The sequence below is a fragment of the Flavobacterium daejeonense DSM 17708 genome (genome assembly GCF_000425425.1).
Lineage (GTDB): Bacteria > Bacteroidota > Bacteroidia > Flavobacteriales > Flavobacteriaceae > Flavobacterium > Flavobacterium daejeonense.
Window position 1 is genome coordinate 66,894 of record NZ_AUDK01000001.1, and the last position, 23,058, is coordinate 89,951.

Sequence of the window (23,058 nt, forward strand, 5' to 3'; positions counted from 1 at the left end):
TCAAAATGAATTGCAACTTTAAGATTCTATTTTGTGGTTTTGATTTGTATAAAAAAAATTTCGAATGAGATAAAAAAATCCTGTACCCAACCGAAATAGATTAAACGGATAGAAGTTTCTTTTTTACGCTTTTTTAAACAGTTGGATTTTTTATTATAAACACAAAAATGCAACTATTGAAACAGCCCCGGAATAATTCTAAAAAAATAATCTAAATCAGAAAGTGTGTAATAGGGATTAAATCAAAAAAGAAAGATTTTTTTAAGAAGAAAAGAGAAGAAGACTCTAGCTTCTTCTCCTTTCAAAGGCAAATAAATCACCAACCAACTTAACAATCAAATAATAAATAAACTAACTTAATCTTAATTTACATAATCGGGATTTTGAACTAATACAGGGTTTAATACCAATGCACTGGTCGGGATTGGGAAAACGCGACGTTTAACATCTGAATCAGTTTTGAATCCCCATTGTCCTTCAAATTTTCCAAATCGAATCATATCATTTCTATGCCAACCTTCCCAAGCAAATTCACGACATCTTTCTCCATATAAATCTTCTAAAGTTACGCTAGACCATGGTGTTGATGTTGAGCGTTTAGAACGAATACTATTCACTAATGAAAGTGGTGTATCTCCTAAAGTAGCAGCTCCTCCTCGAAGAATTGCTTCAGCTTTCATTAAGATTACATCAGAATATCTTAAAAATGGCACATCATTATTTTGATTTCTATTAATTGAAGAGGCATCAGGATAAAATTTAATATTTCTGTATCCAATATTCCAGGCAATTTCATCATTTCCTAAATCAAGACCTTTAACATTAGCCATACTTCCTCTATAAGTTATTTCTTTGCTCAATTCTACTTGGTAAGTATAAGAATCACCACCATCTGAACCAGTATAATATTCATCATAACCTTTTTTAGTAGTGGTAACCATTACAGGGGTAACTCCGTCTGCTAAATATTGTTTACCTGTTAACCATTGTTTGTTACGAATGTCATTAGGATCATTTTCAAAATGAGCGTAAAACTCCGGCAGGGTACTTCGAGGTGCACTTGGTCTAAATGGTAGCCCAAATCTAGCTTGTAAAGAGCGAGGCACATCGTAACGGGCATGATACATTAATCCGCCACCACCAACAGCCGGATCATAAGGAACTGCAAAAATAAATTCCTTCATTTGTGGTCCGTTGGTAGGATAAAACATTTGAAGATAAGTATCTCTTGCTTCAATATTATATAATCCGGAATTAATGACCTGATCACAAGCTGCAATACAATCGTTATTACGTTGTGTACCTGTATAAACCTCCGCATTTAAATAAATCTTAGCTAATAAAGCATTAGCTGTTTGCTTATTTGGTCTTCCATAAGTCGTTACTCCAGAAGCCGGATTTAAATTAGGGATTGCTTCTTTTAATTCTTTTTCAATAAAATTGAATACTTCTGTTCTACTTGATTTAGCATGAGAAGAAAAATCGCCATAAACTGTATCCAGAGGTACATCTCCATAATTATCCATCATCATAAAATAAGAAATAGCACGCATGGTTTTCAATTCAGCTATTAAAGTCGATTTTTCCGTTCCAGCCGGCATCGCTTGTTCTAAAATTGAAATAGCCTGATTACTTTTCCCTATAACAGTAGATGACCATCCCCAAATAGCACCTGAATTGTCCGGCGTCCAATCATGGAAATGATACGTAAGATAGTTTCTGTTATCTAACCAGTTTCCACCTCTTGCTGGCAAAATAGACTCATCTGTAGTTAAAGATTGCGTCCACCACCAAGCGAATGAAAAATCTCCTCGGAAAGCCACATAAACCGGTCCGGCAGTTTGAATAAATTGTGTCGAATTTTGTGGAAATACATCAGGTGTTAACTGTGTTGTAATTGGCACATCTAAATTCTCGCAGGACTCAAACATGCTAATAGCCAGTACTGAAAGCCCTAAATATTTTATTATCTTTTTCATAATATTTACAATTATTAGAATTATTATTTCTTTAGAATACCACATTAAAACCTAACAAGAACGATCTGGTTTTTGGATAAAAATTATTTGAATCTACACCAGGCGCGGTACCTCCTTGCTCTACCTCCGGATCAATTCCGCTGTATTTTGTAATTACAAATAGATTATTTACAGTAGTATACATACGGAAACTCTTAATAAACTTGCTTATGTTTTTTAAGTTGTATCCAAGAGTTGCATTATCTAATCGAATATAACTACCATCTTCTATAAAGCGTGAAGAATAACGATATGAATTAAAATCATTTGGCGATTCGTTTTGTACATCCACCAAAATATTAGTCGTCATTGCTGTAGTCGGTCTAAATAAATCAGCTCGGGTAGCATTAAAAATTTTATTTCCAAATACTCCTCTAAAGAAAACACTTAAATCAAAGTTTTTATATTGGAAATTATTTGACCATCCTAATAACACTTTTGGCTGAGCACTTCCCACATAATGATAATCAACACCATTTAATGGCGTAGTAGTTAAATTCCCACCTTTGTCATAATATTGAGAAACTCCATTAGCATCTTTTCCTGCATAATCAAGTGTAAAAAATTGTCCAAGTGGTTTACCTTCTTTTAAAATTTGTAAAGTAGCTCCGGTTTGTCCAGCACCATCAGGTTGTACTCTTCGGATAGAATCTCCTCCAATAAAGAATGGGTTTGTTAATTTTACAATTTTATTTTTGTTACTAGCAATATTTAAATTAGTTGACCAATTGAAATTAGCTGTTTTAACAGGTGTAGCTCCTAAAGCAATTTCAATCCCTTTATTCGACATAATACCTCCATTAGCCACAATAGAACCAACAGGAACCAACACTGGGTTTACCTGGTAATTGAAAATCATATCGGTTGTTTTCTTGTCGTAAACATCAACCGAAGCTGTAATTGCTCCTTTTAACAAGGAAACATCTAGACCAAGGTTTGTTGTAGCTGTTTTTTCCCATTTCAAATCCGGATTAGCAGCCTGTATTGGACCGTAAGCACCTATTTGTTGTCCATTATAATAGAAAGTTCCTGCACTTCCAGAAATGAATTGAGCCGTATATGCATTGAATCCTGAAGAGTTTCCTGTTACACCATAACTGGCACGAAGTTTCAAGTCGCTGAAAACATTTTGATCTTGCATGAAGTTTTCCTTGTCAATTCTCCATGCTCCACCAACAGAAGGAAAATACCCCCATCTGTTATTAGCACCAAATACAGAACCTCCGTCTCTTCTTACTGTACCTTGTAAAAGATACTTGTCATTAAAATTATAATTCAAACGTGCAAACTGAGAAATCAAACGTGTTTTTTGATAAGCTTGACTATCCCCGAAATTTACTACATAACCACTAACTGAAGTATAATTACTTAAAGCCAAGTTGTTATATCCTACGTTATCAACCGGAAAATTAGTTGAAGTTGCCTGAAAACCATCTCCTAAAGTGTTTTCCTGCCATGAATACCCTAAAACTGCTTTAATTTTATGATTTCCTATTTCTTTATCCCAATTTAAGAAGCTCTCAACAATATTGTTGGTATTTTCATAATAATTTCTTAATGCTGAACCATTTACACCAAAATTAACTAATGTTTTTGTTAGCGGTGGATCAGGATTATTATAGAAATTAGCACTATTATATTGTGAATAATAGCTATCATAAAACTCTCCGTGAGAAGTACTTAATTTTTGATGTGCGATATTTAAATTATAGGTAAACCCAAAAGGAAGTTTTACTTCAGTTGTAAAATTACCAATAAGGTTACTCGTTTTAGTTTCATCAGTTCCGTGATCAATCAAAGCCACCGGATTAAAATATCCTGTACTGGCAAAATTTTCAAAAAAAGTTCCATCTTCATTTCTAACTGGAGAAACAGGTAAATGATTTACAGCTTGTAAAAGAACGGTATTACGTTGTGGTACATTTTCATACTTACTAACAGAATTAGTAACATTTAAACCAAATTTAACCTTATCATTAAAAGCAAATTGCTCTACAGACAAGCGTGCAATTACACGTCCAAAATCACTTTTCTTAAGAATACCTTCTCTTTTAATTGAAGTTAAACTTGCAGAATAAGTACTTTTTTCACCTCCACCACTTATTGATAAGTTATGACTACTTGAAAGAGCTCCGGATCTTAAAATTGCTTTTTGCCAATTTGTATTTGCTCCTTTATCATTTTCTGGCGTGAAGTTTAGGTTATTTTTGGTTGTAAATGCTCTTAATTGTGTGGCATTCATCATATCCAATTGATTGGAAACATTTTCAATACCAAAATAACTGTTGTAAGCAATTTGAGTTCTTTCCTTGCTACCTTTTTTGGTAGTTACCATAATAACTCCATTAGCAGCTCTATTACCATAGATTGCTGTAGCTGCAGCATCTTTTAATACATCAATTGTTGCAATGTCATCTGGAGAAATCATAGAAATATCAACTCCGGGAATTCCATCCACTACATAAAAAGGTCCCTGAGAACTATTCAAAGTAGAAACACCGCGCATCACAACTGATGCTTTTCTTGTTGGATCACCGCTAGAAGAAATATTTAAACCCGCAACCTTACCTTGTAACAACTGTCCAACATCACTAATTGCACCTTTATTCATATCTTCCGCTTTAACAGAAGTAACAGAAGTCGTTAAATTTTTTCGAGACCCTTTACCATATCCTACAACTACAACCTGTTCCAGATTATTAGCACCTGATGCTAATTTAATTGTCAAATTAGATTTAGATCCGCTTAATTTTACAGTTTGATCTGCAAAACCTACAAAGGAAACTACAATAACAGCATTTGGCTTAGAAACATCAATTCTGAATTTCCCATCAAAATCCGTCATTACCCCATTTTTCGTTCCGCTTTCTATAACATTAGCTCCTGGCAAGGGCAAATTTTGGTCATCAACTACCTTACCAGACACCTGCGTTTTTTGCGCCCACGAATTAATTGAAAACGCTATCAGAAAAAATAACGCCAATAATTTGAATTTGGTTTTTTTCATTTTAATTAGAATTAGTTAATAATTTTATGGTAAAATTAACAGTTCGATTGCTGTTCGAAATGGACAAATCCGTCAAAAACATATAAAATTCAACCAACTAACTCAAAAAAAGTAACTCAAAAAATTAATTTTCTACTTTTAAAACCCTATTTTTTTTCATTATTACCAATAAAAACCTTATTTCAGCACATTTTCATATATTCATCAACGCAAAAAGCTTCTGATACTATTTAAGTTAATTTTTCAGCAGTTTTTTTTAACAACGAAAACAAAACTAAGCTTCATTACAGCAACTTTATACCTATTTATATAATAATAAGTACCAACCTAAACTCAGCTGTTTCAAATCATCACTTCAAAAAACTACTCTGACAGACATCAAAAAATCAAAAAACTTTTTTTTGATATAAACAATATAATTTATTAGCTGAAAAATTATCAATATGAAAAATTCATCCATGTTTTTGAAGCATATATCCATTTTAAAAAAAGTACATCTGCTTAATTTTGAATATCGCTAACAAACTAGCTATTAACACGCTAAAAAATTATTTATCACTAAAAAAAACAAACCAGATGAAAAATACCAATGCCTCCGACAAATTCAACAATCCAATGCATCAAATTGACGATTGGGAAGAAAATCTAATCGAACGCTATCCTGATCCGGCAGTTGAGACAAAAGAAAAGGAAGAGTTCCGCAACTATGTCGATTCTGAAAGAGTAGAAACCGTTAGAGAATTTTACAGAATCAACCATACATATCAAACTTATGATTTTGTATGTGAGAAAGAAAAGGAGTTTTTAAAATTTGACCGCAAAGAAATGTCCCTTTGGGAAGCAGTTGATTTCCTTAATACTTTAGTTGACGACAGTGATCCGGATATTGATTTGGATCAGTTTCAACATTTATTACAAACTTCAGAAGCCATTCGCGCCGACGGTCATCCGGATTGGTTTGTACTAACAGGATTTTTACATGACATTGGAAAAGTATTATGTTTATTTGGCGAGCCGCAATGGGCTGTTGTAGGTGATACTTTCCCTGTTGGATGTCAATTTTCAGATAAAATTGTGTATCCGGAGTTTTTTGCCGCTAATCCGGACAGCACTAACGAAAAGTACAATACCAAATACGGTGTATATGCACCAAACTGCGGACTAGACAACGTAAAAATGAGCTGGGGTCACGATGAATATTTGTATCAAATCATGAAGGATTATCTTCCGGAACCAGCTTTATATATGATTCGTTACCATTCTTTTTACTCACAACACAGAGAGAATGCTTACACGCATTTAATGACCCAACACGATATTGAAATGTTTGAATGGGTTAAAAAATTCAATCCTTACGATTTATACACCAAAGCGCCTGTAAAACCAGATTCAAAAGCTTTACGACCTTATTATGAAGAATTAGTTGCCAAATATTTACCGGCAAAATTAAAATTCTAAAACGATTCCTAATTTAATATCCTTTTGAAATGTTATATACCTATTTAGGCTTTTTTGGATTCACGCTCCTAGTCATTTTTTACACCAGCTTTAAACTCCGAAAAGATAAGCTTGACACTTCAAATGGCTATTTTTTGGCTGGAAAAAGTTTAACAGCTCCTATCATTGCCGGATCAATGATTCTTACGAATATTTCGACCGAACATTTAATCGGGATGAACGGCAGCTCGTATAAAAACGGAATCATCGTTATTGCCTGGGAAGTCACCTCGGCAATAGCGCTGGTTATCGCGGCAATTTTTATCATTCCGCGGTTTTTAAAGATGAAACTCACCACCATTCCGGAATTTCTGGAAAAAAGATTTGATTCGCAAATTCGTTCCATAGTTGCTTTTTTACTAATGAGTTCCTTTGTGGTCACTTTACTCCCTATTGTATTGTATTCCGGAGCCATCAACATCGAAAGTATTTTCGACTTTTCCACAATGTTTTCCATTTCTAAAGAAGAATCTTTAGTTTATACTGTTTTGATTATCGGAGTTATTGGCTCTTTGTATGCTATTTTTGGCGGATTGAAAGCAGTAGCTTTCTCCGACACACTCAACGGAATTGGATTAATGCTGGGCGGACTTTTGGTTCCGGCAATTGCGTTGTACCAAATTGGAAAAGGAAATATTTTAGACGGTGTAAACACTGTTTATCATTTTGCCCCTAAAAAATTTGACATTATCGGAAGCGAAGATTCTGTATTGCCGTTTTCAACCCTTTTTACCGGATTAATGATTAACCAAATTTATTTTTGGGGAATGAACCAAACGATTATCCAAAGAGCTTTTGGCGCCAAAAATCTGGTAGAAGCTCAAAAAGGATTAATTTATACAGGCGTTTTCAAATTATTAATGCCTTTGATTATTGTGCTTCCGGGATTGATTGGTTTCTATTATTTTCAGGAACAACATTATGACAAACCCGATTTAATCTATCCGCTTTTGGTTAAAAAAGTTTTACCAACTTACCTCTACGGATTTTTTGCAGCGGTAATTTTAGGTGCGGTTTTAAGTACCTTTAACAGCGTATTAAACTCAGCCAGTACAATTTTTTGCATGGATATTTATAAAAAAACATTCAATCCAAATGTTTCCGATAAAAAACTGGTGTATTATGGCAAAATTTCATCGCTGGTTTTAGCGGTATTATCCATTTCGGTAGCACCTTTAGTTGCTTACGCACCTTCCGGACTCTATTTTCTTTTACAGGAATTAAACGGAATCTTCTTTATCCCTATTTCATCCATATTAGTCGCAGGATTATTTTTTAAACAAATCAATGCCACGGGTGCAAAAGCCGGATTATTTTTTGGATTTGTATTCTATATTTTAACCTCGTTTGTATTACACCTCAACATTCATTTTGTACATTTATGGGGAATCGAATTTGTACTGAATTTCTTCATCATGTTTATGGTTTCAAAATATTATGTTAGTTCAAAATCAAATTTGGTATATGAAGAAGAATTAGCCCAAAACCAAGAGAAATCCTGGCCGGCTATGAATCTCGCCGGAAGTGTTTTGGTAATCTTAACGGTATTAATTTACATTATGCTCTCTTAAAATAAAACTCACAATGATAAAAAGCAGTATCGATAAAGCCACCGGTTTTGAAAAAAGATTCGAAAACATCAACACCGTGGTCTTTGAAAATTCAAAAACAGCTTCTATAGCTGTAGCGCATGAAATTGCAGCATTAATCAGAGCCAAACAGGAGCTGAACGAAAGCTGTGTGCTGGGGCTTGCTACCGGTTCTTCACCAAAAGGATTGTATGCCGAACTGGTGCGAATGCACAAAGAAGAAGGACTAAGTTTTAAAAATGTAATTACTTTCAATCTGGACGAATATTACCCAATGGAACCGGATTCCATCAATAGTTATGTCCGATTCATGAAAGAGTTATTACTCGATCAAGTAGATATTTTACCTGAAAATTATCATATTCCGGACGGCACTTTGTCCAAAGAAGCTATTCAGGAATATTGCGCTCAATATGAAGAAAAAATTGAAGCCTTGGGCGGCATCGATTTACAAATTCTCGGTATTGGAGGAAATGGTCATATCGGATTTAACGAATCAGGTTCGTTGCAAAACTCCAAAACCAGATTAGTTGCTTTAGACCACATTACCAGAGTCGCAGCCAGCAAAGATTTTTCAGGATTAAACAATACACCAAGAACAGCTATTACCCTTGGCGTAAAAAAAATCATGGAAACCAAAAGAGTCATTCTTTTAGCCTGGGGAGAAGGAAAATCTAATATTGTAAAAGCCTCTGCCGAAGGAGCTGTTACCAATCAGGTTCCTGCCTCTTTTTTACAGGAACATAACGATGCCGTTTTTGTATTAGATCAGGAAGCCGCTTCAAAACTAACCCGCATCAACAAACCCTGGTTAGTTGAAAAAATTGTCTGGACTGATAAATTAACTCGAAAAGCGGTTTTAGGGATGGCTTTAGAATTGAAAAAACCTATTCTTCGTCTTACCGATGCCGATTATATCGAAAACGGAATGAGCGATTTACTGGCCGATTTAGGTCCTGCCTACAACATCAATATTGCCATTTTCAACAAATTACAGCATACCATTACCGGATGGCCGGGTGGAAAACCCAATGCCGACGATTCTAATCGTCCGGAACGCGCACTACCGGCTCAAAAAAGAGTTCTTATTTTTAGTCCACATCCGGATGACGACATCATTAGCATGGGAGGCACTTTTATGCGTTTGCACGAACAGGGTCATGAAGTTCATGTAGCCTATCAAACTTCCGGAAATATTGCAGTTGCCGATAGCGAAGCCGAGCGTTTTGCACGCTTTGTATGCGATTACAATGAAAAATTTGAAATCAACAGTCCGGAAGCGAATTCGATTTACAAAAAAGCACATGACTTTTTAAACAACAAAAAAAACAGCCAGATTGATATTCCCGAAGTCCGCCATTTAAAAGGTTTAATTCGAAAAGGAGAAGCCCGTGCTACCGCTCATTTTGTAGGATTAAATAACGATAAAATCCATTTTATGAACCTTCCTTTTTACGAAACCGGAACGATCGAAAAAAAACCAATAGGCGAGATTGACATCCAATTAACCATGGATTTGATCGAAAAAATTAAGCCTCACCAAATTTATGCCGCCGGAGATTTAGCCGATCCGCATGGAACTCATAAAGTATGTTTGGACGCCATTCTGGAAGCAGTGAAAAATTTGAAATCAAAAGATTTTATGAAAGATTGCTGGCTATGGCTTTATCGTGGTGCCTGGCAGGAATGGGGAATGGACGAAATTGAAATGGCCGTACCAATGAGTCCGGATCAGGTTTTAGCCAAAAGACACGGAATTTTTAAACACCAATCACAAAAAGACGGCGTGGTTTTCCAGGGAACCGATGCCAGAGAGTTTTGGCAAAGAGCCGAAGACAGAAATAAAGAAACAGCCGAATTGTATGACCAGCTTGGTCTGTCCAATTACGCTGCCATGGAAGCTTTTGTAAGGTGGAATTTCTAAATTAATACCCCTATTTAGTTTTTTTTAAAAAGCTGTGCGAGTTCTTATGAATTCTCACAGCTTTTAAAATAACTACTCACTTCAAACTGATAAAATGAATCTTTTTAACATTAAAAATAAAGTTGCTGTAATTACCGGAGGAACCGGAGTTTTAGGAAGTTCCATCGCGGAACATTTGGCCGCTTCAGGAGTAAAAATTGTAATCCTGGGACGAAATCAGGAAACTATAAATGAAATGATTAATTCCCTGACCGGCAAAGGCTATGACGCCATAGGAATTGCAGCAAACATTCTGGATAAAGAATCCTTAGAACAGACCAGAAAAAAAATTCTCAGACAATACGGAAAAATTGATATTTTACTCAATGCTGCCGGCGGAAATATGCCCGGAGCAACCATTGCAACAAATCAAACTATTTTTGATCTATCTATGGATGCTTTTCAAACCGTTACCGATTTAAATTTAAACGGCACCGTACTTCCTTCTATAGTTTTTGGAGAAATTATGGCACAACAAAAAGAAGGCATCATTATTAACTTTTCTTCGATGACTGTAGAAAGAGCCGTTACCCGCGTGGTGGGCTATTCGGCTTCAAAAGCGGCTATGGAAAATTTTACCCGTTGGATGGCCGTAGAAATGGCAACAAAATTCAGTAATAAAATTCGCGTGAATGCCATTGCTCCCGGTTTTTTTATTGGTAACCAAAACCGCAATTTACTCACTAACGAAGACGGTTCTTATACAGAAAGGGGCAAAAACATCATCAACAACACTCCTATGAAACGTTTTGGAGAAGCCGACGAACTACTTGGAGCCATTCACTTTCTATGCAGTGAAGCTTCGCAATTTGTTACCGGGATTGTACTTCCCATAGACGGTGGTTTTAGTGCTTTTAGCGGCGTATAAAATAAAAAAACCTGTGAACGTGCCTTCACAGGTTTTCAAACACTAAACTTATTATAAAACTAACTCAATAAAAAAACAATTTTCTAACCAAAAAAATTATTCTATTCCTCAGACACAATCGGTCTTTTATCAACGTCAACAGCTACATTCATTAAATAAGCCACACCTTTATCGTTAATCATTGTCATATTAAGCGTGTCCAGCATAGCCAGTTTGCGACTCACCAATCCGCTGAACTTATTGTAAGAAATATTCATTTCCTTTAAATTATTCAAGTTTTCAATAGACAATGGAACCTGACCGGAAAAATTATTTTCAAATAAACTGAAATTTGCCAATTCAGTCAAATTAGCAATATCAGCGCTTACCGTTCCGCTTAATTTATTACTGTTCAACAAAACCGTTTTCAATGCTTTCATTTGATAAAATGAAGCCGGAATTCCGCCTTGAATTTGATTATTAAAAACCGCTAAAGTTTGCAGATTTTGCAAATTTCCAATAGTAGAAGGCAATTCACCTGTAAGTTGGTTCATGTATAATTCTAACGTTTTCAGATTCGTCAGATTACAAATGGAAGCCGGAATAGCTTCTGACAAACTATTAAATGATAAATCTAAAACTCTCAATGCTGACAAATTCCCCAAACTTGCCGGAATACTTCCCGAAAGATGATTTTTATGCAAATTTAACTCTTGTAAATTTTTCAAATCTCCCAATTCACTTGGAATTTGCCCTTCCAGATTATTATCCTGCAAATCTAAAGCAACCACCTGATTATTTACCACTTTCACTCCTGCCCAGGAAGTCATTGGCTGAGACAAATCCCATTTCAATTTCCACTGAGCTCCATGAGTAGCCTCATATAATTTTACCAAAATTTCTTTGTCCGAAAGTGCCACATTAGCCATCATAGAAAATGATGTCAATAATATTAAGAATGAAGTAAAAATATTTTTCATAACTCCCGCATTTGATTTACAGGATTAAAAATAATAAAAAATTCGATAAAAAGACAAAAATAATCGACGAAATGCATTTTTTAATTATTTATTAAACAAATATTCTTACAAAAAAGAAATCGAAGCAGTAATTATTTTTTAGTTATATTTGAATTTCTAACCAAAACCAAAACAACATGGAAATCAACTTTTTAGCTCTTATTGTAGCTGCCCTGTCCACATTAGTAATTGGATTTATCTGGTACAACCCAAAAGTTTTCGGAACCGCCTGGATGAAAGAATCCGGATTAACCGAAGAAAAGATGAAAGGAGCCAATATGGCGGCTATTTTTATCATGGCAGTTTTCTTTGCTTTTTTAATTGCACTGATTTTACAGTCTTTAACCATTCACCAAACTGGTGCTTACAGCATGATTGGCGGCGGTGGAGCAGTGGACATCAAACCTTCTTACACTGCCTTTATGGCTGATTACGGAACCGCTTTCCGAACCTTCAAGCACGGTGCTTTACACGGTTTTCTTACCGGTATTTTCTTTGCGTTCCCTATGATTGCTACCAATGCTTTATTTGAAAGAAAAAGTTGGAAATATACTTTTATCAACAGCGGTTATTGGACTGTTTGTTTTATGATTATGGGCGGAATTATCTGTGTCTGGCAATAAAAAAAAACACCTCTCTTAAAATGATTTTAAGAGAGGTATTTTTACGATAATTTATCAATAGCCTTAGCCAAATCAAAATCTTTAAACGTTACTCCATTAGCATCATGGGTTGACAATCGGAGCGTAACTTTATTGTACACATTAAAAAGTTCAGGATGATGATTGTGTTTCTCAGCCAATAAACCTACCTGAACCATAAAAGCCAGTGCCTGATTAAAGTTCTTAAACTCAAAATTTTTCTCAATGCCATCTTTTAGAAAAACCCAGTTTTTCAATTCCTGCAAAAGAGATTCAGCTGTTTGTTCATTATACGTTTCCATAATTTTTTTTATATAAAATTAGTTATTTTGAATCTTTTAACATGCTATTCCGGTTAAAATAGTACCTTCGCTATCGATTAATCCCTTACCAATTTGGAATCAGGCTTTTCTTTTAAAATATACTACAGGAGTGAGGACCTTCCTGAAGAATGGGATCATCTTGCCCGGAAAAATATTTTTCTTTCGCGCAGTTACCTGAAAATTTTAGAGACAGCTGCTCCTGAAAATATGAGCTGTCGGTTTATTGCTTTATTCCATCAAAAAGAACTCATTGGTATTGCCGTTTCACAATTTTTAGATTTAAGTCAGATTCCTTCTTTTGGCGAAAGAGACCATTGTTTACGAACTAAAATCAGAAATTTTGTTTTCAAAAAATTTGGCTCCAGAGTTTTAATCATTGGTAACAATATGCTTACAGGACAAAATGGTATTGCTTTCAATAAACATATTTCCAAAAAAACAGCCTTAAGCGTATTAAAAAAAGCGACAAGTACTTTAGAACATTACTATCAAAAACAAGGAAAACAACCTCATTTGACTATTTTCAAAGATTTTTCGACAAGCCAAATTCAGCATTTTGAGCTTCCTGAATTCAGTTCCTTTTATCGTTTTTCAACTCAGCCTAACATGATATTTGACATTCGGGATTCTTGGCATTCATTTGACGATTATTTGGCCAATTTGAACAAAAAATACAGAGATCACTACAAAAGAGCCCGAAAAAAAGCTTCCGGATTACACAAACAAAAGATGAGCCTGGAAGAAATTCAAAAACATCAGAAACGCATTCACGAACTCTATATGAATGTGGCTCAAAAAGCGCCATTTAACACCTTTTATCTGGGCGAGAATCATTTTGAAATTTTCAAAAAGAACCTGAAAGATCACTTTCTTTTTTACGGCTATTTTCACAACAACGAATTAATTGGCTTCAATACCCTGATTAAAAACGGAGCGGATATTGACACTTATTTTTTGGGTTATGACGAAAAGTACCAAAAAGAAACCCTGTTGTATTTAAACATGTTGTACGACATGATTGGCTATTCGGTAAACAAAAAATACAAGCGAATCATTTTGGCCCGAACAGCCTTAGAAATCAAAAGTTCGGTAGGTGCCAAAGCCGTGGATATGTTTGGACTCATCCGGCACAACAATCCGTTTTTAAATTTATTTGTTGCCAAAACTTTTCATTATTTCGAACCCAAACTGGAATGGCAGGAAAGAAATCCTTTTAAAGAAAATTAAACCCGAGCAACTGCAATTTTCAATTTTTTGGAAGAAATACGCACATCCAAATTATCTTCTTTTCCACAAAATTCACCGTCAATTTGAAAACTTACCGAACGGTCAATTGAAATTTGTGCCTTATCCGTTGAAACAATCACAACGTCCTGTGTAATGGTTTGAATTTTTCCCATTACAATTTTGCAAAAAATATAAAACGTTATTCGTTTTAAAATCACCAATTCTAATTTTCCGTCACTCATAATTCCGATAGGATTAATCGTTACTCCTGTACCGTATTTCTGGGAATTCGCAATTACAATCATTCGGGCTCTGGTTTCTATCAACTCCTGATTGGTTTTAATGCGTACCAAAAACGATTTTTCGGCATGCCATAAAGTATTAAAAACCTGTAAAGCATAGCCTAATTTACCTCTTATCGCGCTCTTATCATAATTTTTAATCAGTTCGGCATTCAAACCCAAATCACTCAGATGCAAACACATTAGGTCGTTAATAGTAATATAATCGATACTTACATGATGATTTTGAAAAGCAATCGCAATATATTCTTCTTCAGACAACATCAACCCCAAATCTGTTGCTAATCCATTGGCTGAACCTACGGGCAAAATCCCAAAGACCACTTCTTTGTCTTCCAGTGCTTCGGCTACCAATTTAATGGTTCCATCGCCACCGGCAATTAGAACTCTTTCCGGGCGATGCAAAGTATAAAATTCCCGAATTGCCTGTAAATCATTGATTCCGGAGGTTTCATAACAATACAACGTAAGCTTTAAAAACCGGGCATAATGCGACACCTGCTCTATTAAAGCCGCTTTATCAATCCCGCCGGAAACAGGATTCACCACCAGTATCACATTATTTTTGAGCATTTTACTTCATATTTATTTTAAAATTAGTTAAATTTAGAATACGCTACAAAAGAAAATCTACCTATGAAACCTATTATAAAATTGTATCGGGGTTATGCCAATGAGCAGGAATTGATTGTAATGGGACATGTTTTTTTGCCAACCAAAAAAGTAGAATACGATTTTCAGGATAAAAACTTTAAAAATGCGAGTTCCATTATTGGGATGTACCGCATGAAAACCTGGGCAAATGCTGATATTTATTTAAAACACCACCAAAAAACCATTCACACCCGAACCTTAAATGACGGCTATTTTAAATTCTGTATTCCGTTAAATCAGGACAATTACGGCTGGGTGGAATATGAAGTAAGTTTAAATTACAATGGTAAAACGATTACTTCCAAAGAACATTATATCCGTCCTAAAATAGATCATTTAGGCATCATTTCGGATATTGATGACACTTTTTTGGTTTCTTATACTTTAAATCCCTTAAGAAAGTTGTATCATCTTTTATTTCGTAACGTTAACCGACGCAAGATTTTCGATGATGTCACTATACATTATCAGGCTTTGAGTCAATCCGGTCGTGAAGATCACAAGGAACTGAATACTTTTTTTTATGTTTCCAGCAGCGAATGGAATCTGTACCGTTTTATTGTCAAGTTTACCGAAATCCATCAGTTGCCTAAAGCGGTTTTATTACTAAAAGACATTAAAACCAGTTTATCGCAATTTTTCTGGACTGGCAGGGGCGGACACAATCATAAGTTTGAAAAGATCAAACACATTTTGGAATTTTATCCTAATTTAAAATATGTCCTTATTGGTGATGATTCACAAGAAGATCCTTTATTGTACGAAGCCATTGCTAAAATTTTCCCGTTGACGATTCAGGCGATTTATATTCGACAAACTACCAAAGAGAAAAAAAACAAAGTGATTAAAACACTCCAAAATTTAGAAAGTCTTTCGGTGGAAGTTTGCTATTTTAAAAAAAGTAAAGAAGCGATTGCGCATTCTAAAAAAATTGGGTTGATTAGTTAATCTTTATTTTTTAAAATATTGCACGCAGATTTTTGCAGATTTTTGCAGATTACAAAATAAATTAGATTCTAAAAATTTTTAGGCAAAACAGATCTTTAAAAGAAAAAATATAAAATCACAAACCTTCCAGGTTTTCAAAACCTGGAAGGTCTATTGAAATAACTACAAATTATCTATCTCTTCCTGAACCAATTCCCAATCAATTAGTAATTGATCCAAATCTTCTTTCTTTTTGTTGTAAGCTTTGAAAAAAGCAGCATCTTCGATATGTTTATCATAATTAGAAGCTAACATTTTATCGTCGTTTTGAATGTCTTTTTCCAACTGTGAAATTTGACTTTCTATTTTACTCAAACGGTTTTGCAGGGTTTTGCCTTTTTTCTGGTCTTCGTAAGATACCTTTTTGTTTTCCTTAGGAGCAGCGGTTTTCACTACTTCTTTTTTCTCTACTTCACGCATGTTTTCCATATTGCGTTGTTCCAGGAAAAAGTTGATATCACCTAAATATTCTTTTATTTTTTGATCTTTGAATTCGTAAACAATATTAGACATGCCCTGAAGGAAATCCCTGTCGTGCGAAACCAACAATAAGGTTCCGCCAAATTTTTGCAAAGCAGCTTTCAACACATTTTTAGACTTAATATCCAAGTGATTGGTAGGCTCATCCATCAGCAAGACATTGATCGGCTGCAACAACAATTTACACAAAGCCAAACGGTTTCTTTCCCCTCCGGAAAGCACTTTTACCTTTTTCTCCACATCGTCTCCGCGGAATAAAAACGAACCTAACATATCACGCACTTTAGAACGATTGGTGTCGGTTGCGGCATCTTCCATCGTTTGTAACAAAGTAATTTCACCGTCCAGATATTCGGCCTGATTTTGGGCAAAATAACCCAACTGTACATTATGCCCTAATTTAATCGTTCCTTCATAATCAAATTCGTTTACCAAAGCCTTGATAAACGTCGATTTCCCCTGACCATTTTGTCCCACAAAAGCAATCTTGCTACCGCGTTCTACTAACAGCGAAATATCTTTTAAAATGGTTTTATCACCATAAGCTTTGGTTACATTTTGAGCTTCAATAACAACTTTTCCGGGCTCTTTAGAAACCGGAAAAGAAATATTCATCACCGAATTATCATCTTCATCGACTTCTATTCGCTCTACCTTATCCAATTTTTTGATTAAAGACTGCGCCATCGAAGATTTGGTCGCACTATAACGAAATCTGTCAATCAATTTCTGAGTTTCTTCAATTTTTTTGGCTTGATTTTTTTGAGTTGCTAATTGCTTTTCACGCAGCTCCTGACGCAATTCTAAATATTGAGAATAAGGTTTATTGAAATCGTAAGCCTTTCCTAGTGAAATTTCAATAGTTCTGTTCGTCACATTATCCAAAAACATTTTATCGTGCGAAACAATCACTACCACTCCCGGATAATTACGCAGGAAGTTCTCCAGCCAAATAATACTTTCAATATCCAGGTGGTTGGTAGGCTCATCCAGTAATAGAACATCATTATTTTGCAATAATAATTTAGCCAACTCGATACGCATACGCCAACCTCCCGAAAAAGTCTCCGTTTGATTATTAAAAACTTCTCTTTTGAAACCTAATCCTAAAAGAATTTTTTCGGTATCTCCTACATAATTATAACCTCCTAATAATTCGAAACGATGGGTATAATCCGACAAATCCTCAATAATTTTAGTGTACTCCTCACTTTCATAGTCAGTTCGGGTCACCAATTGATGATTGATTTCTTCCAGTTTTTTCTCTACAATTTTAATTTCGGTAAAAGCTTCGTAGGCTTCTTCAAGAACGGTTCTTCCTCTTTCAAAATCAATATCCTGACGCAGAAAGCCCATTTTAATATCTTTTTCCTGAGAAATCACTCCCGAATCCGGAGCAAAATCTCCGGCTAACATTTTAAGCATGGTGGACTTTCCTGCACCATTTTTTCCAACTAAACCGACTCTGTCTCCGGCACCTAAACGAAAAGTAACTTCTTCAAACAAATAAGTACCTCCAAATGAAACCGATAAATTGTGTATATTAAGCATATTTTGTGACTAATGTTACAATGGTAATTTCCTAAAAAATGTACCTTTGATAAAATTTTTTGCAAATGTTAAAAAAAGGATCCAAACTAAATAGTATTTTAACAGGAACTTGCCCAAAATGTCAAAAGGAAAGCATGTATTTGGACAAAAATCCCTACCATCTGTCTAATGTTTTAAAAATGCATGAAAAATGTTCGCATTGTGGTCTAACCTATCAAATTGAACCTTCGTTTTTTTACGGCGCCATGTATGTAAGCTATGGTGTAAATGTAGCTATTGGAATAGCCGCTTTTATTATTTCTTATGTGTTTTGCGGAGCTTCTATGAAAACAGCTTTCATAGCTATTGTAGCCACACTTATTATTTTAGGCCCAATGGTTTTAAGATGGTCCAGAAATATCTACATCAACATGTTCGTGCATTACGACCCCAATTTCAAAGCATAAATTATTTTTTTCGCTTTTGAAAACGAAGTATATCAATTTCTTTATCCAAAGGAATTCCTTTTTCGATATTTTCAAACAAGGCTTTAGCCATTGCCGGTCCTAACATCACACCTCTGGTTCCTAAACCATTTAAAATATGAATCGAGCCGCTATCAGGGTGCGTACCAACAATTGGTCGACGATCACGAACAGTGGGGCGCACTCCGGCAAAATGAGAGACAATTTCGAATTCACAGTTAATAATTTCTTTGATGCGTTCGACTAATTCCTGTTTTCCTTCTTCGGTAGGCAAATCGGTTTTGTCTTTCCAATTGTAAGTTGCACCTACTTTATACAAATCATTCCCCAAAGGAAGAATAAAAACGGAGGTATTTACAATGACATCTAAATCTAAATCGGGTGCTTTGATAATGAAAAGCTCTCCTTTGGTTCCGTCTAAGGGCAAATGTTTGAAAAAAGGATTCGCGTGCATGCCAAAACCTTCCGCGAAGATGATATTTCTGACTTCGGCATTTTTGTATCGAATGCTGTTTCCTGAAACTTCCAGGGCATCATAATCGAAAGTTTCCTGCAACAACAGCTTTTCAGCCAGAAGATAATTTTTATACTGCTCCAATAAAGACGCTGTATCCACATAACCGGTATGCAATACTTCGCCATAATTAAAAGGAGAATCGATACCGGCGTATTTTTTGGTGATAATAGTTGTTGATAAAAATGGCGCTAAAGCAGGTTTATCAGAAGCGGAAAACCAATTATTTTGCTCTTCAATCGAAAAGAATTTACGAAGAATAGTTTTTTTAAAATCGACCTTAACCGCTATTTTTTGTTCCAAATTAGTATAAAAAGCATTCATCAGCTCCAATTGTTCTTTTGCCTGCCAAACTTCACTAAAACGCTTTAAAATAACCGGATTGTATAAGCCTCCGGCTATTTTAGAAGAATTCTGAGATTCATCATTTACCACCAAAATACTTTTTTGATTAGCCAAAGCAATTTCGGAAAACGAAATTCCGGCCAATCCGCAACCCACAATTAGATAATCAATCATACAATTTGAATAAAGTACAAAAATAGAAAAAAGCCAGCCAGACTTTGGGAAAATTTACCGCAAATTATATCTTTAGGATCAAATCAAACTGTATCAATAATTATAATCCCAATATGATAAGGCTAAGCAAAAGATTATATCAAAATTTGCGAATTTGCGGTTTTAAAAACTTTTAACATTCTTGTAAACAAAAAACTCCTACCATACGGTAAGAGTTTTTATAAATTTTATTTGTGTTACTATTAGTAATTCCACATATCGGATTCGAAATCACGAATTTTTTCCTTCACACGCTCTGCTTCCAATAACTGGCTTTGGGCATTGTCTTTCATATATTCCTGAATTTCCCTGTCGCCATATACATTTTCTTCTCTGTATATTACGCTATTAAAACGTCTGGAATTAAGAATCTGGTCGAAGGAAATAGGCATTGCTGAATTTTTTTCATTAAAAGCTTTCGCTTCGTGCAACACTTCTCGGGCATCCGGGAAGAAAATCCAGAATAATTCGATATAATCTTTCTCATCACTATTCATCGTGTACACATCAGGTGTCACAGGACAAATAGCCAGCAAACGATATTTTAATTCGCTTTGACGTTTATCAAAATACCAGAAACCTTTGATTTTGTATTGTGTAACATCCTGAGCTGTTAAATCAGAACGCAAAATATATTCATCAGAAACTCTTTGACCAGCATTAATTTGCTCTCTACCGACATCGGTAGTATCAATACGGCTTAAAGAAGCCTGAATGTCTTTATACGTTTTCTTCGTATTAAAATAACTATCCGAATATACTTCTGTGATTTCGCCGCTTTTTATCGCTCTGGTCAAAACATCATACAATGAACGTCTGTCAGAACCGATATTCGCAGTATCAATTGGGAAATAAAGTGGAAAATTAATTTTCTCACTCAAGTCAATAATTTCCCACACCATTCTACCCATCAATACATCTCTGTCATGAACATAACCATAAGCTAATGGTTTGTCATTGTCTGAAATAAGTTGAGCAGGAGTTTTAAGTCCTATTTCCTCCGGAATTTTAGCATTCAACAAATTAGACTGAGCATAAGAAGCTACTCCTCCAATTAAAGCGATTGCCAGTATCAAAAAATTTCTCATATTCTTCATAGTATCATTAATAAGAATCGATGTAAACTTCTGGGTAAAATGTATTTATTATTGAATTTCAAAAATAACCGGTGCTGTTCTAGGCAATAAATAATTACCTGCTCCAACTAATTTTGTTTTGATTTCAGAAATCGTTACCTGATCTCCTCTTCCTGCTTTAGAAAGCACTGATTTACATTGCGCATTCAATCTGTCCCCTTGTACCACTACAGTTGGTTGTCCGGTAACTTTCAAATTAAATCCTACAACATTCAGATTAACATCAAAATCAAAATCTACTAATTTTGCTCCAATAGTTGCAATTTCAAGGTTCGATTTAGGTCCTTTTACAACACCCATTTCTCCTCTGATAGTACCTGTTGGCCCTGGAATTCCTTTAATACGAAACACTTTTCTATCTGAAACCGTTTGTCCGTTTGGTAATTTACCTGAAACATTAATAGTCACTTCATTTCCTCCTTGCGGACTCATCACATATTTTCCGTTTCCTACTTTAGATAATCCCGGAGCAGAAACTGAAACATCTTTATCTGAAATTCCTGCAAATGAAACAGAAATTGGATTAGAAACCCCTCTGTACACTACATTCATTTTATCAGCCGAAATAGTAGCTGAATTTGGTTTAGGAACAACTACATATTTTCCTGAGAATTTCAAAGGAATTGTTTTTCCGTCTTCCGTAAATGTAAACTGACCTCCGATTGTTTGCTCTCCAATACCACCGGCTGTTAAAGAGATAACAGCTTGTCCGTTTACGATTTTACCTGGTCCTTGAAAACCTGTTGGTTTTGTATTTTCGTCATAACGACCTAAAACTACTTTACCGGTAACTTGTTCTCCTTGGAAATAAGCATTTTTATCCAAAACTACAATCGCTTGGTAATTACTGTAAGAAGCTGCTTCAACAGCTGCTTTCCCTAAAGCGATGCTATACACATCCGATTCTACTTTGTTAATATCATTTTGCCAGGATGACAACTTTGCTATAGTTGCAATAGCCGGAAAACCTTTAAAATGATACGATAAATATTTATCTTTTAAACCTTCTTTGTTTTCTACATCAGCAAGATTGAATTTCTCTTCAACTTCTTTGATGATACCTGAATATTTTTTTTCAGTCCCTAAAGTCGATTTGATATCTGCTTTATATTGCTCAATAGTAGCAATAATTTCTTTTCCTTTTTTAGAATACCCTTCTCCGGTAAACCAGTCATCAACATTATCACCTTTATCCATATCTTCGTATGGTAGTTTTCCTGTTTCCGGATTCACTTCATAACCTTTAGTTGCCTGCTCCTTTAAGGTATTGATATAATTGTAAAAATTATCCGTAATTGTTTTAACTTTATGAGCAGTTTGAGCTGCCACAGCAAACTCTCCTTTAGCTTCAGCTGCTTTAGTATCCAAAGCAGTTAACATTTGATCATTGGTTTGTTTTGAACTTGCATTTGAACTTTCAAATTTTTCGTTCATCAATCCAAAACCTGATATTACTTCTTTCGAAACATTCATTGCCAACATAGCGATGAAAACCAAATACATCAGGTTAATCATCTTCTGTCTAGGGGTTAGTTTTCCTCCTGCCATATTTTCTAATAATTAGTTGGGGTAGTTTTTTTTTATAATCTCTTCGAACTTAATTATTATCCTTTATTACTCATTGCAGAAAGCATACCTCCGTAAACATTGTTCAATGAAGAAATGTTAGCTGTCATCGATTGCATTTGCTCTTTCAATTTAGCTGCATTTTCAGCAATTTCTTTGTTAGCTTCTGCATTTCTTGAAGCACTTTCTAATTGAACTTTATACAAACTGTTTAAAGCTTCCATTTGAGCAGCTGCCATAGACAATTCGTCGCTGTATTTTTTGGTAGCAGCAATTCCATCAGCAGCAGGAGCAATTCCTTTAGCAGCTGATTCGAAATTTTTGATACTATTTCCTAAGCTTGCCATCAATTCACCATCAATTTTAGCTTCTTTCAACATCGTATCTAATTTTTGAGATAATAATCCCTGAGCTTCTGAAGCTGATTCCGCTTTTGGTTTTCTGTTAGCGTTTGGTGTTCCATTGGCTAATTCCGGATAAACCAATGTCCAGTCTAATTCATTTTCTACCGGTTCGAATGCTGAAAGCGCAAAGATGAAAGCCTCTGTCAATAATCCAATAGACAACATCAAAGTACCTGTTAACGGTCCGATTTCAAAGTGGGTAATTTTAAAAAGAGCTCCAACAATTACAACTGCCGCTCCCATTCCGTACGCAAAATTCATTGCTTTTTTACCTAATAATGCCATAATCTTTAAGTTTTTTAATAGTTAGT

At 35.1% G+C, this 23,058-nt stretch carries 18 protein-coding genes; 8 read left to right on the forward strand and 10 right to left on the reverse strand.

The features are described 5' to 3' along the window. Positions 1-362 precede the first annotated feature (362 nt). Both H599_RS0100215 and H599_RS0100220 read right to left on the reverse strand, forming a co-directional pair. Positions 363-1,979, reverse strand: coding sequence for a RagB/SusD family nutrient uptake outer membrane protein (locus H599_RS0100215; protein WP_026712268.1), 1,617 nt, complete (start codon positions 1,977-1,979; stop codon positions 363-365). A gap of 31 nt (positions 1,980-2,010) precedes the next feature. Beyond that, positions 2,011-5,025, reverse strand: coding sequence for a SusC/RagA family TonB-linked outer membrane protein (locus H599_RS0100220; protein WP_026712269.1), 3,015 nt, complete (start codon positions 5,023-5,025; stop codon positions 2,011-2,013). A 576-nt stretch (positions 5,026-5,601) separates the two neighbouring features. Between H599_RS0100220 and H599_RS0100225 the strand changes: the two genes are divergently transcribed. The 4 genes from H599_RS0100225 (at position 5,602) to H599_RS0100240 (ending at position 10,942) form a co-directional block, all read left to right on the forward strand. Continuing rightward, positions 5,602-6,483 carry an inositol oxygenase family protein gene (locus H599_RS0100225; RefSeq protein ID WP_026712270.1) on the forward strand — a complete coding sequence of 294 codons (882 nt, stop codon included), beginning with the start codon at positions 5,602-5,604 and terminating at the stop codon, positions 6,481-6,483. Between the two features lie 29 nt (positions 6,484-6,512). Next, positions 6,513-8,093, forward strand: coding sequence for a solute:sodium symporter family transporter (locus tag H599_RS0100230; protein WP_026712271.1), 1,581 nt, complete (start codon positions 6,513-6,515; stop codon positions 8,091-8,093). Positions 8,094-8,106: 13 nt separating this feature from the next. Beyond that, positions 8,107-10,035: a glucosamine-6-phosphate deaminase gene (gene nagB / locus H599_RS0100235; RefSeq protein WP_026712272.1), complete on the forward strand. Its 1,929-nt coding sequence runs from the start codon at positions 8,107-8,109 to the stop codon at positions 10,033-10,035. Between the two features lie 94 nt (positions 10,036-10,129). Beyond that, positions 10,130-10,942, forward strand: coding sequence for an SDR family oxidoreductase (locus tag H599_RS0100240; RefSeq protein ID WP_026712273.1), 813 nt, complete (start codon positions 10,130-10,132; stop codon positions 10,940-10,942). Between the two features lie 101 nt (positions 10,943-11,043). Here H599_RS0100240 and H599_RS0100245 read toward each other — a convergent pair whose 3' ends face one another. After that, on the reverse strand, positions 11,044-11,901 hold the full coding sequence (locus H599_RS0100245) for a leucine-rich repeat domain-containing protein (RefSeq protein ID WP_026712274.1): 858 nt from the start codon (positions 11,899-11,901) through the stop codon (positions 11,044-11,046). Between the two features lie 176 nt (positions 11,902-12,077). Between H599_RS0100245 and H599_RS0100250 the strand changes: the two genes are divergently transcribed. Then, complete coding sequence (locus H599_RS0100250) at positions 12,078-12,563, forward strand: DUF1761 domain-containing protein (protein WP_026712275.1); 486 nt, start codon at positions 12,078-12,080, stop codon at positions 12,561-12,563. Between the two features lie 41 nt (positions 12,564-12,604). On the opposite strand, the gene H599_RS0100255 is transcribed toward H599_RS0100250, so the two are convergent. Further along, the gene (locus tag H599_RS0100255; protein WP_026712276.1) at positions 12,605-12,883 is read right to left on the reverse strand and encodes a 4a-hydroxytetrahydrobiopterin dehydratase; all 279 of its coding nucleotides are present in this window, start codon (positions 12,881-12,883) and stop codon (positions 12,605-12,607) included. A gap of 228 nt (positions 12,884-13,111) precedes the next feature. Between H599_RS0100255 and H599_RS0100260 the strand changes: the two genes are divergently transcribed. Next, positions 13,112-14,131, forward strand: a complete 1,020-nt coding sequence (locus tag H599_RS0100260) for a peptidogalycan biosysnthesis protein (RefSeq protein ID WP_316930431.1) — start codon at positions 13,112-13,114, stop codon at positions 14,129-14,131. Here the strand turns inward: H599_RS0100260 and H599_RS0100265 are convergent. After that, positions 14,128-15,006 (reverse strand): diacylglycerol/lipid kinase family protein, encoded by an 879-nt coding sequence (locus H599_RS0100265; RefSeq protein WP_026712278.1) that lies wholly within the window; start codon positions 15,004-15,006, stop codon positions 14,128-14,130. The genes H599_RS0100260 and H599_RS0100265 overlap by 4 nt on opposite strands. A gap of 63 nt (positions 15,007-15,069) precedes the next feature. Here H599_RS0100265 and H599_RS0100270 point away from each other — a divergent pair, with 63 nt between their 5' ends. Continuing rightward, positions 15,070-16,035 (forward strand): App1 family protein, encoded by a 966-nt coding sequence (locus tag H599_RS0100270; protein WP_026712279.1) that lies wholly within the window; start codon positions 15,070-15,072, stop codon positions 16,033-16,035. A gap of 162 nt (positions 16,036-16,197) precedes the next feature. Here H599_RS0100270 and H599_RS0100275 read toward each other — a convergent pair whose 3' ends face one another. Then, the gene (locus tag H599_RS0100275) at positions 16,198-18,105 is read right to left on the reverse strand and encodes an ABC-F family ATP-binding cassette domain-containing protein (protein ID WP_026712280.1); all 1,908 of its coding nucleotides are present in this window, start codon (positions 18,103-18,105) and stop codon (positions 16,198-16,200) included. Between the two features lie 65 nt (positions 18,106-18,170). On the opposite strand from H599_RS0100275, the gene H599_RS0100280 reads away from it, so the two are divergent. Then, positions 18,171-18,551: a DUF983 domain-containing protein gene (locus H599_RS0100280; protein WP_026712281.1), complete on the forward strand. Its 381-nt coding sequence runs from the start codon at positions 18,171-18,173 to the stop codon at positions 18,549-18,551. Between the two features lies 1 nt (position 18,552). Here the strand turns inward: H599_RS0100280 and H599_RS0100285 are convergent, their stop codons facing one another. The 4 genes from H599_RS0100285 to porL all read right to left on the reverse strand — a co-directional run bounded on the left by H599_RS0100285 (position 18,553) and on the right by porL (position 23,032). Beyond that, a complete protein-coding gene (locus H599_RS0100285; RefSeq protein ID WP_026712282.1) occupies positions 18,553-19,602 on the reverse strand; it encodes an NAD(P)/FAD-dependent oxidoreductase in 1,050 nt (349 codons plus the stop codon). A 242-nt stretch (positions 19,603-19,844) separates the two neighbouring features. Next, positions 19,845-20,738: a type IX secretion system ring subunit PorN/GldN gene (gene porN / locus H599_RS0100290; protein ID WP_026712283.1), complete on the reverse strand. Its 894-nt coding sequence runs from the start codon at positions 20,736-20,738 to the stop codon at positions 19,845-19,847. Positions 20,739-20,786: 48 nt separating this feature from the next. Next, complete coding sequence (porM, locus tag H599_RS0100295; RefSeq protein WP_026712284.1) at positions 20,787-22,325, reverse strand: type IX secretion system motor protein PorM/GldM; 1,539 nt, start codon at positions 22,323-22,325, stop codon at positions 20,787-20,789. Between the two features lie 56 nt (positions 22,326-22,381). Continuing rightward, complete coding sequence (porL, locus tag H599_RS0100300; RefSeq protein ID WP_026712285.1) at positions 22,382-23,032, reverse strand: type IX secretion system motor protein PorL/GldL; 651 nt, start codon at positions 23,030-23,032, stop codon at positions 22,382-22,384. Between the last annotated feature and the right edge of the window lie 26 nt (positions 23,033-23,058).